At 63.9% G+C, this 12158-nt stretch carries 12 protein-coding genes; 8 read left to right on the top strand and 4 right to left on the bottom strand.

Features of this window, described 5'->3' with window-relative positions; translation table 11 throughout:
- Nucleotides 1-31 precede the first annotated feature (31 nt).
- The gene (locus D7325_RS11300) at nt 32-586 is read right to left on the bottom strand and encodes a peptidylprolyl isomerase (RefSeq protein ID WP_120995736.1); all 555 of its coding nucleotides are present in this window, start codon (nt 584-586) and stop codon (nt 32-34) included.
- 24 nt (nt 587-610) lie between these two features.
- A complete protein-coding gene (locus tag D7325_RS11295) occupies nt 611-1516 on the bottom strand; it encodes a LysR family transcriptional regulator (protein ID WP_120995734.1) in 906 nt (301 codons plus the stop codon).
- Between the two features lie 72 nt (nt 1517-1588).
- Between D7325_RS11295 and D7325_RS11290 the strand changes: the two genes are divergently transcribed.
- Nucleotides 1589-1909 carry a 3-phosphoglycerate kinase gene (locus D7325_RS11290; RefSeq protein ID WP_120995732.1) on the top strand — a complete coding sequence of 107 codons (321 nt, stop codon included), beginning with the start codon at nt 1589-1591 and terminating at the stop codon, nt 1907-1909.
- Nucleotides 1910-1915: 6 nt separating this feature from the next.
- Here D7325_RS11290 and D7325_RS11285 read toward each other — a convergent pair whose 3' ends face one another.
- Nucleotides 1916-2323: an anti-virulence regulator CigR family protein gene (locus D7325_RS11285; RefSeq protein ID WP_120995730.1), complete on the bottom strand. Its 408-nt coding sequence runs from the start codon at nt 2321-2323 to the stop codon at nt 1916-1918.
- 136 nt (nt 2324-2459) lie between these two features.
- Here D7325_RS11285 and D7325_RS11280 point away from each other — a divergent pair, with 136 nt between their 5' ends.
- The gene (locus D7325_RS11280) at nt 2460-3779 is read left to right on the top strand and encodes a DEAD/DEAH box helicase (RefSeq protein WP_120995728.1); all 1320 of its coding nucleotides are present in this window, start codon (nt 2460-2462) and stop codon (nt 3777-3779) included.
- Nucleotides 3780-3788: 9 nt separating this feature from the next.
- On the opposite strand, the gene D7325_RS11275 is transcribed toward D7325_RS11280, so the two are convergent.
- Nucleotides 3789-4115, bottom strand: coding sequence for a hypothetical protein (locus D7325_RS11275; RefSeq protein ID WP_245962069.1), 327 nt, complete (start codon nt 4113-4115; stop codon nt 3789-3791).
- A gap of 173 nt (nt 4116-4288) precedes the next feature.
- Between D7325_RS11275 and D7325_RS11270 the strand changes: the two genes are divergently transcribed.
- The 6 genes from D7325_RS11270 (at nt 4289) to D7325_RS11245 (ending at nt 11993) form a co-directional block, all read left to right on the top strand.
- Entirely contained in the window at nt 4289-4684 is a 396-nt protein-coding gene (locus D7325_RS11270) for a transcriptional regulator (RefSeq protein WP_120995726.1), read from the top strand.
- A 364-nt stretch (nt 4685-5048) separates the two neighbouring features.
- The gene (gene fadB / locus D7325_RS11265; RefSeq protein ID WP_120995724.1) at nt 5049-7196 is read left to right on the top strand and encodes a fatty acid oxidation complex subunit alpha FadB; all 2148 of its coding nucleotides are present in this window, start codon (nt 5049-5051) and stop codon (nt 7194-7196) included.
- A gap of 26 nt (nt 7197-7222) precedes the next feature.
- Nucleotides 7223-8398: an acetyl-CoA C-acyltransferase FadA gene (gene fadA / locus D7325_RS11260; RefSeq protein ID WP_120995722.1), complete on the top strand. Its 1176-nt coding sequence runs from the start codon at nt 7223-7225 to the stop codon at nt 8396-8398.
- A gap of 74 nt (nt 8399-8472) precedes the next feature.
- Entirely contained in the window at nt 8473-8712 is a 240-nt protein-coding gene (locus tag D7325_RS11255) for a DUF1653 domain-containing protein (protein WP_120995720.1), read from the top strand.
- A 105-nt stretch (nt 8713-8817) separates the two neighbouring features.
- On the top strand, nt 8818-11424 hold the full coding sequence (gene topA, locus D7325_RS11250) for a type I DNA topoisomerase (protein ID WP_120995718.1): 2607 nt from the start codon (nt 8818-8820) through the stop codon (nt 11422-11424).
- 47 nt (nt 11425-11471) lie between these two features.
- Nucleotides 11472-11993: a DUF6586 family protein gene (locus D7325_RS11245; RefSeq protein WP_120995716.1), complete on the top strand. Its 522-nt coding sequence runs from the start codon at nt 11472-11474 to the stop codon at nt 11991-11993.
- The last annotated feature ends 165 nt before the right edge of the window (nt 11994-12158 follow it).

Genomic DNA, 12158 nt, shown 5'->3' with positions numbered 1-12158 from the left:
GCGCATTCGGTCGCGGCGGCGGTCCTGAGGATCAGAGGCGCTTGGCCGAGATGATCTTTACCGGCTCGCGCGGGACGTTCTGGAACATGCCCTGGTTACCGGTCGGCACCTGGGCGATCTGATCGACCACGTCCATGCCCCGGACGACCTTGCCGAAGACCGCGTAACCGAAGTCGCGGCTGCCGTGGTCGAGGAAGGCGTTGTCGCGGTGGTTGATGAAAAACTGCGAGGTGGCCGAGTCCTTGTCCTGGGTGCGCGCCATCGCCAGCGTTCCGCGCACGTTGTGTAGGCCGTTGTCGGCCTCGTTGACGATCGGCGCGCGGGTGTTCTTCTGCTGCATGTCGGCGGTGAATCCGCCGCCCTGGACCATGAAGCCCGGGATCACGCGGTGGAAGATGGTGCCGTCGTAGAAGCCGCTGTCGACATATTCGAGGAAGTTCTTGACCGAGACCGGGGCCTTGTCGGCGTTCAGTTCGACTTCGATTTCACCGAGGCTGGTGTTGAGCAGCACGTGCGGGTTTTCCGCGGCGTGCAGGTGACCGACGAAGAGCAGGGTGCAGGCGAGGAGAGCGAGGCGTTTGAGCATGGGAAGGGGTCCTGTCTGGAGGGTTCAGCCCGCGTGGGCGAGCGGTTCGGCATCGTGAGTCTTGATCAGTTCGCTGAGTATCCGGGCAGCGGGGCCGAGCGGCTTGTCCTTGTTGGTGTACAGATAGAACAGCGGGCGTCGGGTTCCGCCCTGGATCAACGGCAGCGGACGAAGCACCCCTTCCTCTAGCTCGCGCGCGATCATGTGTCGCGGCAGCCAGGCGAATCCTAGGCCGCTGCACACGAACTTCACCGAGGTCGCCAGGCTGCCGACCGTCCAGCGTTGCTCGGCCCCGAGCCAGCCGCTGTCGCGCGGGCTGCGCTGGCCGCTGTCACGCACCACGATCTGCATCTGGCTCTGCAAGTCCTGGACGCTGAGCTTGCGTTGCAATTGGTGGAGTGCGTGCCCGGCATGGGCGACGGCGACGAATTCTACCGGACCCAGCTCCGTGCCGAGATAGCCGGTGATATCCAGCCCGCTGATGGCGAGATCGGCCGTGCCCTCGGTAAGTACCTCCTCGGCGCCGGAAAGCACCTCCTCGCGCAGCAGCACCCGGCAACCCTGGCTCTGGGGCATGAAGGCTTTGAGCGCGCGGATCAGCTTGGCGTTCGGATAGGCGGCGTCGACCACCAGGCGCACCTCGGCCTCCCAGCCTTGCTCCATGCGGTGGGCGAGGTCTTCGAGCTGGCTGGCCTGGCTGATCAGCTGCCGCGAACGCCGCAGCAGCACCTCGCCGGCCTCGGTGAGCACGGCCTTGCGACCGTCGATACGCAGCAGGGGCACGCCGAGCTGCTCCTGCAGGCGCGCCATGGCGTAGCTCACCGAGGATTGCGAGCGATGCAGGGCTTCGGCGGCCTGGGCGAAGCCGCCGCAGTCCACCACCGCCTGCAGGGTGCGCCATTGGTCGAGCGTGACGCGTGGAGCTTTCATCCGAAGGGTCCCTGCCTTGGCCCGAAGGCACTGTCTGTTAAGCTGGCGACCGCCCGTTCCCGGAGACCGCCCATGAAAAACCTCTGCTGCGCCTTGCTCTTGCTGCTACCGCTGACCGCGTTGGCGGTGAGCTACCCGATCGAGGTCGACGAGTCGCTCAATGGTGCCGAAGTGAGCGTCTCGCCGGAATCGATCGATCGCGATTTCGCCGGCCTGCTGGTCTACAACTACGGCGCCCGTCCCGTCGAATGCAGCGCCGTGTTCAAGAACGGACCGGAGGTGCCACGTACGCGCCAGGCCGTCATCGCGTCTGGCGAGCGGCTGCCGATGACCGTCAAGTTTCGCCGCGACATCATCAAGCTGCGCGTGAAGCTGACCTGCAACCCCCAGTAGCGCCTGTCAATCGAGCACGTCGTCGAGGATTTCGATGACGATCCCGGTCGCCACCGCTATCAGCACGAGGTCGGTCCCGACCTGCTTCCATTCGTGATCGTCGTAGCGCGGTAGACGACCCAGCAGCCGGCTGTCCAGTTGTTTGGCGATGCCCGGCGGCAGCGGCTTGCCGCGTGCCAGGTTCTTTCGAATGCCGGGCGGCAGATCGCTCGCCGGGCCTATCAACGAGCGGTTGTCCGCCAGAATCGCCAGCACCCGCGCGACATCGACCACCGGACCCTGTACGGGCTGGGCGGAGGGTTGCGCGTGTCCGGGCTGCGCGTGCGGTCTCTTGTCGTGCCTGGGGTCGGCCTGCGCCTCGGCCGCTGCGATCAGCGCCGAGCAAAGGACAAGCAGTCGTAGGGGTGTGCTCATGTCGGGTCTCCTCCAGCGGCCCGGCAAGCTTACCGCCGAGCGTGGCGGCCAGGTACCTCGGCGTCTGCGGCTTTATTTCCTATCGTGACCGGGTAACCTATGCAGCCGTTTCAGCTGCCCCTGCCGAGGTATCGCCTTGTTCGCCGACTTCAACCTGCATGAACGCCTGCTCAAGGCGCTCGCCGAGCAACGCTTCGTCGAGCCGACCCCGGTACAGGCGGCCGCCATCCCGGCGGCGCTGGCAGGGCATGATCTGCGGGTCACGGCACGCACCGGTAGCGGCAAGACCGCCGCGTTCGTACTGCCGATGCTCAACCGGCTGATCGGCGATGCCCAGCCGCGTGTGGACGTCCGCGCGCTGGTGTTGCTGCCGACGCGCGAGCTGGCCCAGCAGACCCTCAAGCAGGTCGAGCGCTTCGCGCAGTTCACCTTCATCAAGGCCGGCCTCGTGACCGGCGGCGAGGACTTCAAGGTTCAGGCCGCCATGCTGCGGCGCGTACCGGATGTGCTGATCGGTACGCCAGGACGGCTGATCGAGCACCTCGACGCCGGCAACCTGAAGCTCGCCGACGTCGAGATTCTGGTGCTGGACGAGGCCGACCGCATGCTCGACATGGGCTTCGCGGAAGACGTCGTCCGGCTTGTGGAGACCTGCCGCGGACGCCAGCAGACCCTGCTGTTCTCCGCCACCACCGGCGGCGCCGGGCTGCGGGAGATGACCGGCAAGGTGCTGCGCGACCCGCAACACCTGATGCTCAACCGCGTCTCCGAGCTGAACGAGAACGTTCGCCAGCAGATCATCACGGCGGACGATCCGGCCCACAAGGAGCGCCTGGTCCATTGGCTGCTCGCCAACGAGACCTATGACAAGGCGATCGTGTTCACCAACACACGCGCACAGGCAGACCGCCTGTATGGGCATCTGGTGGCCGACGGGGTCAAGGCGTTCGTCCTGCACGGCGAAAAGGACCAGAAGGATCGCAAACTCGCCATCGAGCGGCTACGTCACGGCGGCGCCAAGGTGCTGGTGGCCACCGACGTCGCGGCCCGTGGGCTCGATCTCGACGGGCTCGACCTGGTCATCAACTTCGACATGCCGCGCTCGGGTGACGAATACGTCCATCGCATCGGTCGCACCGGGCGGGCCGGCGGGGAAGGGCTGGCCATTTCGCTCATCGCCCATACGGACTGGAACCTGATGTCCAGCATCGAGCGCTACCTCAAGCAGCGGTTCGAGCGGCGCGTCATCAAGGGGCTGAAGGGCAACTACCAGGGTCCGAAGAACCTCAAGGCATCGGGCAAGGCCGCCGGGGTGAAGAAGAAAAAGACGACCAAGAAGCCGGCTGAAAAGAAGCCCCGGCCATCGCGCGGACCCGCCTCCAGCGCCGTCGTCAGCGGCGACGGGTTGGCGCCCCTGAAGCGGCGCAAGCCGGCAACCGACGCGTCCGCCGACTAAGCCGCTCGCTCATTGCTGGGGCGTGACACGTTCCGACATCGGTATCTCGGCGGTCTTCTCCAGGCGCTCGATATCTTCGATGCGCTGGCGGTAGGCTTCGCACTCGTTGCCCAGCGTCTGCTGGGTGCGTTTGATGTCCTGTTGGCGCATTTCCTCGTTCAGCTCGGCGGCACGCTCGGGCTGGCTCTTGCTGATCTCGTTCACCCGGTCGGCGAGCAGTTGCGCCATGCGCTCGACCTCATCGGAGGTGCAGTCTTGCGTGGCGCTGGTCTCGGCGCCATAACTCAGCGTGCTGGCCAGCAGCAGGGCAAGGCCGGTAGAGATCTTGAAGTTCATGGGGGGTTCTCCGTGACGGGGCTCTGGAACGGTGGATCGCTCGGCCCGGCCCTTTGTTCCGAACTGCCGCCCGAACCGACGGCCGAACCGATGCCTGAGCGGGGGCGAACCGTCGTGGCGAGACTGCGGTCGGAAGAGAAAGCGGCCGCAACGGCCCCCACGGGAGAGACGCCATGAGCTACCACTGGGACCTGATCGAATTCCTGCTGCACGAAATCCAGCACTCCACCGACGAGCACTTCAAGCCAAGACTGGGCGCCGAGAAGTATGCGCAGCAGCTCGAGGGTGCCGGCCAGCCTCTGCCGAACATGGACAGCTTGCGGGCCGAGGCGGCGGAATACGAACGCCTGCTGCTCGACGGCGGCTTCATCGAGCCGCTTCCCGAGGAGGCCGGTGGCACGGGCGAGAATTACCGCGTGACCGAGCGCGGCTCGCGCTTGCTGAGCCTCATCGGCGACAGCTATCCCAATCATGCCGGCGTACGGCAGGCGCTGGATGACAAGGGCGATGCGGCGCTGACACCCGAGGTCTTCGACGACCTCGCGACCCGCGCCGCCGCGCGCACCTGACCCGCCTTCATTCCGCTCGGGATGTCTCGTTCATCGGCCGCTCGACCGGTTTGTCCCGCATCGGTTCGATGAATACCGCGCCATACACCGCCGCAGGCTAGGCTTTGGTGCTGATGCGGGCCGCGATGCCGGTGGGCATCCGGCCGCGTCGGCGGCATGCCCCTGCCCGCGATTGACAACATTTGGCTTTTCCGGGAAGGTGTGCGCACCCAATCAAACGGGCGTATGAATCGATCGTTTGCTTCGTTCGATCAGCCCAATTTTCGTGTCGGTGGGTGCCGCAGCGCAGGACCAGGCTGCGGCGTGTCAGGCCATCAGGCGTGCGGCACATAACGTTCAGCTTTCATACCGTGGAGATCAGTTGATGATTTACGAAGGTAAAGCCATCACGGTTAAGGCTCTTGAGAGTGGCATCGTCGAACTCAACTTCGACCTCAAGGGTGAGTCCGTCAACAAGTTCAACCGTCTCACCCTCAACGAACTGCGCCAGGCGGTCGACGCCATCAAGGCCGACGCCTCCGTCAAGGGCGTGGTCGTGACCAGCGGCAAGGACGTGTTCATCGTCGGCGCCGACATCACTGAGTTCGTCGACAACTTCAAGCTGCCGGATGAAGAGCTGGTCGCCGGCAACCTCGAAGCCAACACGATTTTCAGCGACTTCGAGGACCTGGGCGTGCCGACTGTCGCGGCCATCAACGGCATTGCGCTGGGTGGCGGATTCGAAATGTGCCTGGCGGCCGATTACCGCGTGATGTCGACCGTGGCCAAGGTCGGCCTGCCGGAAGTGAAACTGGGCATCTACCCGGGCTTCGGCGGCACCGTGCGTCTGCCGCGCGTGATTGGCGTCGACAATGCCGTCGAGTGGATCGCCTCGGGCAAGGAAAACCGTGCCGAGGACGCGCTGAAAGCCGGCGCCGTCGATGCCGTCGTGGCACCGGAGAAACTCACCGAAGCGGCCCTGGATCTGGTCAAGCGCGCCATTTCCGGCGAGCTGGACTACAAGGCCAAGCGCCAGTTCAAGCTCGATAAGCTCAAGCTCAATGCCATCGAGCAGATGATGGCGTTCGAGACCGCCAAGGGCTTCGTTGCCGGGCAGGCCGGCCCGAACTACCCGGCGCCGGTCGAAGCGATCAAGACCATCCAGAAGGCCGCCAACTTCGGCCGCGAAAAAGCGTTGGAAGTCGAGGCCGCCGGCTTCGTCAAGCTGGCCAAGACCTCGGTCGCCCAAAGTCTGGTCGGTCTGTTCCTGAACGATCAAGAGCTGAAGAAGAAGGCCAAGCAGTACGACAAGCAGGCACGCGACGTGAAGCTCGCCGCCGTGCTCGGTGCCGGCATCATGGGCGGCGGCATCGCCTACCAGTCGGCCGTCAAGGGCACGCCGATCCTGATGAAGGATATCCGTGAAGAGGGTATCCAGATGGGCCTGAACGAGGCCTCCAAGCTGCTGGGCAAGCGCGTCGAGAAGGGCAAGCTGACCCCGGCGAAGATGGCCGAGGCGCTCAATGCCATCCGCCCGACCATGTCCTACGGCGACTTCGGTCACGTCGACATCGTCGTCGAGGCGGTGGTCGAGAATCCGAAGGTCAAGCATGCGGTGTTGGCGGAAGTCGAAGGTGTGGTGAAGGACGACGCGATCATCGCCTCCAACACCTCGACCATTTCGATCAACCTGCTGGCCAAGGCGCTCAAGCGTCCGGAAAACTTCTGCGGCATGCACTTTTTCAACCCGGTGCACATGATGCCGCTGGTGGAAGTGATCCGTGGCGAGAAGACCAGCGAAACCGCGATCGCCACCACCGTTGCCTACGCCAAGAAAATGGGCAAGAACCCGATCGTGGTCAACGACTGCCCCGGCTTCCTGGTCAACCGCGTGCTGTTCCCGTACTTCGGCGGCTTCGCCAAGCTGTTGAGCTTCGGCGTCGACTTCGCCCGCATCGACAAGGTGATGGAAAAGTTCGGCTGGCCGATGGGCCCGGCCTACCTGTCCGACGTGGTCGGCATCGACACCGGCCATCACGGTCGTGACGTCATGGCCGAAGGCTTCCCGGACCGCATGGCTGCCGAAGGCCGCACCGCGGTGGACGTGCTCTACGAAGCCGATCGCCTGGGCCAGAAGAACGGCAAGGGCTTCTACGCCTACGAGATGGACAAGCGCGGCAAGCCGAAGAAGGTCATCGATCCCCAGGCTTACGAGCTGTTGAAGTCCATTGTCGTCGAGCAACGTGAAGTGACCGACGAGGACATCATCAACTTCATGATGATCCCGCTGTGCATGGAAATCGTCCGCTGTCTGGAAGACGGCATCGTCGAGACCCCGGCAGAAGCCGACATGGGCCTGATCTACGGCATCGGCTTCCCTCCCTTCCGTGGCGGCGCGCTGCGTTACATCGATTCGATCGGCGTAGCCAACTTCGTAGCCCTGGCAGACAAGTACGCCGACCTGGGCCCGCTGTACCACCCCACCGCGAAGCTGCGTGAAATGGCCGCCCAAGGCCAGAGCTTCTACGGTTGATCGGCAAATAGAGCGAGAGTGAATTTATGAGCCTGAATCCGAGAGACGCCGTCATTGTCGACTTCGGCCGCACCCCGATGGGCCGTTCCAAGGGTGGCATGCACCGCAATACCCGCGCCGAGACACTGTCTGCCAACCTGATCGATGGCGTGCTGGCGCGTAACCCGAAGGTCGATCCGGCCGACGTGGAAGATGTCATCTGGGGCTGCGTGAACCAGACCCTCGAGCAGGGCTGGAACATCGCCCGCATGGCGTCGCTGATGACGCGCATTCCGCACACCAGCGCCGGCCAGACCGTCAGCCGCCTGTGCGGCTCGTCGATGAGCGCGCTGCACACCGCCGTGCAGGCCATCCAGACCGGCAACGGTGACGTCTTCGTCGTCGGCGGCGTGGAACACATGGGCCACGTCGGCATGATGCACGGCGTCGATCCGAACCCGCAGCTGTCGCTGTATGCCGCCAAGGCGTCCGGCATGATGGGCCTGACCGCGGAAATGCTGGGCAAGATGCACGGCATTACCCGTGAGCAGCAGGACCAGTTCGGCGTGCGCTCGCACCAGAACGCCTGGAAGGCTACGCAGAACGGGCATTTCAAGAACGAAATCATCCCGATGCAGGGCTATGACGAGAACGGTTTCCTGAAGGTGTTCGACTTCGACGAAACCATTCGTCCGGAAACCACCCTCGAAGGTTTGGCTGAACTGAAGCCGGCGTTCAACCCCAAGGGCGGCACCGTGACGGCGGGTACCTCGTCGCAGATCACCGATGGCGCGTCCTGCATGATCGTGATGTCGGCGCAGCGTGCGAAGGACCTGGGCATCCAGCCGATGGCTGTGGTGCGGGCGATGGCCGTGGCGGGTGTCGATCCGGCGATCATGGGCTACGGTCCGGTGCCTTCGACTCAGAAAGCGCTCAAGCGCGCGGGTTTGACCATCGATGACATCGATCATGTCGAGCTGAACGAAGCCTTCGCGGCGCAGGCCCTGCCGGTGCTCAAGGACCTCAAGCTGCTCGACAAGATGGAGCAGAAGGTCAACCTGCACGGCGGCGCCATCGCGCTCGGCCACCCGTTCGGCTGCTCGGGTGCGCGGATCTCCGGCACCTTGCTGAACGTGATGGCGCAGCACGGCGGCACGCTGGGCGTCGCGACGATGTGCGTGGGCCTTGGTCAGGGCATCACCACGATCTTCGAACGCGTCTAAGCGGTTCGTGTCAACAAACCGGGGCCTTGTGCCCCGGTTTTTCGTTTTTCAGCCTTTAGGCCATGAGGCATCGCATGCAGATCAAGACCGGGCGTTATCGCCATTACAAGGGGCCGGAATACCGCGTGTTTGCGGTGGCCAGGCATTCCGAAACCGAGGAATGGATGGTGTTTTACCAGGCGCTGTACGGCGAATACGGGCTTTGGGTCAGGCCACTCGAGCTGTTCACCGGCTCGGTTGAAGTGGACGGGGAGAGCGTCCCGCGCTTCGCGCTGATCGAGCCGGAGCCCAGTCCGCTGCAAGGCGAGGTTTGACGCCGGGCGGCCGGCGCTCGGCTTGACCTCGGCTCTCTCGCCACTATATATAGCGGTGCCTTCGGGCACCCCGCCTTCCAATCGTTTCAGGAATCTTCCTTTCTCATGGGTAAATCGCTGGTCATCGTGGAGTCACCGGCCAAGGCCAAGACCATCAACAAGTACCTGGGCAACCAGTACGTGGTGAAGTCGAGTATCGGCCACATCCGCGACCTTCCCACCAGCGGCGCTGCCAACGGCACCAAGGAGCCGGCCAAGCGTGGCAAGGCCTCCGCCGAGACGGCCGCGCTGTCGCCCAAGGAGAAGGCCAAGCGTCAGCTGTTCGCTCGCATGGGCGTGGATCCTGAGAAGGGTTGGCAGGCGAAGTATGAAATCCTGCCCGGCAAGGAAAAGGTGATCGAGGAGCTGCGCCGCCTGGCCAAGGAAGCCGACACCATCTACCTCGCAACCGACTTGGACCGCGAGGGGGAGGCCATCGCCTGGCACCTGCGTGAGTCGATCGGCGGCGATGACAGCCGCTTCAAGCGCGTGGTGTTCAACGAGATCACCAAGAAGGCGATCCAGGAAGCCTTCTCCCAGCCGGGCGATCTGGACATCAACCGTGTCAACGCCCAGCAGGCGCGCCGCTTCCTCGATCGCGTGGTCGGTTACATGGTCTCGCCGCTGCTGTGGCAGAAGATCGCTCGCGGCCTGTCGGCGGGGCGCGTGCAGTCGGTCGCCGTAAAGCTCGTCGTCGAGCGCGAGCGTGAGATTCGCGCCTTCGTACCCGAGGAGTACTGGGAAATCCATGCCGACCTTGAAACCGCTAAAAGCGCCAAGGTCCGTTTCGAAGTCGCTCGCCAGCATGGCGAAGCGTTCAAGCCGCTGAACGAACAGCAGGCCAACGCTGCACTGGCCCAGCTGAAAGCGTCCAGCTATCAAGTCACCAAGCGGGAGGACAAGCCGACCACCAGCAAGCCTTCTGCGCCGTTCATCACCTCCACCTTGCAGCAGGCCGCCAGCACGCGCCTGGGCTTCGGTGTGAAGAAGACGATGATGATGGCTCAGCGGCTTTACGAGGCCGGCTACATCACCTACATGCGTACCGACTCGACCAACCTGTCGGTCGATGCGGTGACGATGGCGCGCGGGTTCATCGAGCAGGAGTTTGGTGACAAGTACCTGCCGGCCAAGCCGAACGTGTATTCGAGCAAGGAGGGCGCCCAGGAAGCGCACGAGGCGATCCGTCCGTCCGATGTCAACCTGCGCCCGAACCAGCTGTCCGGCATGGAGCGTGACGCCGAGCGGCTGTACGACCTGATCTGGCGCCAGTTCGTGGCCTGCCAGATGCCGCCGGCCGAATACCTTTCGACGAGCGTGACGGTTACCGCGGGTGCATTCGAGCTGCGTGCCAAGGGCCGCATCCTCAAGTTCGACGGTTACACCCGCGTCCAGGCGCAGCAGAGCAAGGCCGGCGAAGACGACGTCCTGCCCGACATGCAGCAAGGCGAGGCGCTCAAGCTGTTGCAGCTCGATCCGAGCCAGCATTTCACCAAGCCGCCGGCGCGCTACTCCGAAGCGAGCCTGGTCAAGGAGATGGAAAAGCGCGGCATCGGTCGGCCGTCCACCTATGCGGCGATCATCTCGACCATCCAGGATCGGGGGTACGTATCGCTTCATAACCGCCGGTTCTACTCGGAAAAGATGGGCGACATCGTTACCGAGCGTCTGTCCGAGAACTTCCAGAACCTGATGGACTACGGCTTCACCGCGGGTATGGAGGAGAACCTCGACGACGTCGCCCAGGGCGAGCGTGACTGGAAGAACCTGCTCGACGAGTTCTACGGCGATTTCCGCACCAAGCTGGAGTTGGCCGAGTCGGCTGAGCGTGGCATGCGCGCCAACCAGCCGACCCTTACGGACATTCCCTGCAAGGTCTGTGGGCGTCCGATGATGATCCGCACGGCCTCGACGGGCGTGTTCCTTGGCTGCTCGGGCTACAGCCTGCCGCCGAAGGAGCGCTGCAAGTCGACCCTCAACCTCATCCCCGGCGACGAAATCGCGGCGGATGACGAGGGCGAATCCGAATCGCGCGTGTTGCTCGGCAAGCACCGGTGCCCGATCTGCAGTACTGCCATGGATGCCTACCTGCTCGACGAGAAGCACAAGCTTCACATCTGCGGCAACAACCCCGATTGCCCAGGGTACGAAATCGAGGAAGGCCAGTACCGCATCAAGGGCTACGAAGGCCCGAGCCTGGAGTGCGACAAGTGCGGCAGCGAGATGCAGCTCAAGACCGGTCGTTTCGGCAAGTTCTTCGGCTGCACCAATGCCAGCTGCAAGAACACGCGCAAGCTGCTGAAGAACGGTGAGCCGGCGCCGCCGAAGATGGATGCGGTGAAGATGCCGGAGCTGAAGTGCGAAAAGGTCGATGACACCTATGTTCTGCGTGACGGCGCTTCCGGCCTGTTCCTGGCCGCGAGCCAGTTCCCGAAGAACCGGGAGACGCGCGCGCCACTGGTGCAAGAGCTGATCCCGCACAAGGACGAGATCGATCCGAAGTACCACTTCCTGATGAAGGCTCCGGTGAAGGATCCCGACGGCCGTCCGTCCGTGGTGCGCTTCAGCCGCAAGACCAAGGAGCAGTATGTGCAGTCGGAAGTCGACGGCAAGCCGACCGGCTGGAAGGCCTACTACGTAGGCGGTGCCTGGAAAGTGGAAGACAAGCGCTGATCGCGTACTGACCGTCGGCGCCGCACCTCAATCATCGGAGACCGCACATGGCAAAAGAACTCTATACGCGGACCAACCAGAAAGTGTTCTTTGCCGGCCTGGCGCTGGAGGCGTGGCGCAAGGCAGAGGCGGGCAACCCCTTCAATGCGCTGGCCGTCGTCCAGGCGGAGCGGGAGGCGGCCCTGTTCCACCTTTATGGCGCGCTGCTCGGGCTGTGTCACGAGGTGGCCGGTTACTACCGCACCTCGACGCAGAACGCCGCGCGGGTGGAGGCCATCATTTGCCGTGAAGCCCTGGACAGCGCGCCGAGCCCCGAGCTGGCCGAGCTCGTTGAGCTGGCCGAGCATCCCCAGTCATGGCTGAGTGAGCTGCTGACCGCCTATGCTGCGCTCTTCCAACCGCCCAAGGCACCCGCCAAGCCGAAAACCGATCCTCGGGTACCTGTGATCGAGGTGGTCGCAGTCGAAGAGGCTGGCGATATCGGCCCTTCGCTCGACGACATCGAACGCTGGCGGGCTAGTTTGAAAGAGCTTGCACTGCGCTTTCGGCAATCCATGACGGAGTGGTGAGTCGACGTTTTGTCGGGCGGCGCTACCTGTCGCTGCGTCTAACTGCGTTCAGGCGTAATCCGGTCTGAATGCCGCAGGGGATGGTAACAACGGCGCTCTGCACGAATGGAACCGCTGCACTGCGGCTTGTCTCTTCGGCTGCTACAATCGCCGCCTTTTTTGGAG

The sequence above is a fragment of the Stutzerimonas urumqiensis genome (genome assembly GCF_003640395.1).
Taxonomy (GTDB): Bacteria; Pseudomonadota; Gammaproteobacteria; order Pseudomonadales; family Pseudomonadaceae; genus Stutzerimonas; species Stutzerimonas urumqiensis.
The sequence above is the reverse complement of the archived record's forward strand: the minus strand, read 5'-3'. Positions and strand labels throughout refer to the sequence as shown.

Excerpts from the sequence above, each read along its gene's own strand:
- fadA (WP_120995722.1), top strand. The coding sequence starts at position 7,223 with ATGAGCCTGAATCCGAGAGACGCCGTCATTGTCGACTTCGGCCGCACC.
- D7325_RS11285 (WP_120995730.1), bottom strand. The coding sequence starts at position 2,323 with ATGAGCACACCCCTACGACTGCTTGTCCTTTGCTCGGCGCTGATCGCA.
- topA (WP_120995718.1), top strand. The coding sequence starts at position 8,818 with ATGGGTAAATCGCTGGTCATCGTGGAGTCACCGGCCAAGGCCAAGACC.
- D7325_RS11295 (WP_120995734.1), bottom strand. The coding sequence starts at position 1,516 with ATGAAAGCTCCACGCGTCACGCTCGACCAATGGCGCACCCTGCAGGCG.
- fadB (WP_120995724.1), top strand. The coding sequence starts at position 5,049 with ATGATTTACGAAGGTAAAGCCATCACGGTTAAGGCTCTTGAGAGTGGC.
- D7325_RS11275 (WP_245962069.1), bottom strand. The coding sequence starts at position 4,115 with ATGAACTTCAAGATCTCTACCGGCCTTGCCCTGCTGCTGGCCAGCACG.
- D7325_RS11245 (WP_120995716.1), top strand. The coding sequence starts at position 11,472 with ATGGCAAAAGAACTCTATACGCGGACCAACCAGAAAGTGTTCTTTGCC.
- D7325_RS11300 (WP_120995736.1), bottom strand. The coding sequence starts at position 586 with ATGCTCAAACGCCTCGCTCTCCTCGCCTGCACCCTGCTCTTCGTCGGT.
- D7325_RS11290 (WP_120995732.1), top strand. The coding sequence starts at position 1,589 with ATGAAAAACCTCTGCTGCGCCTTGCTCTTGCTGCTACCGCTGACCGCG.
- D7325_RS11255 (WP_120995720.1), top strand. The coding sequence starts at position 8,473 with ATGCAGATCAAGACCGGGCGTTATCGCCATTACAAGGGGCCGGAATAC.
- D7325_RS11270 (WP_120995726.1), top strand. The coding sequence starts at position 4,289 with ATGAGCTACCACTGGGACCTGATCGAATTCCTGCTGCACGAAATCCAG.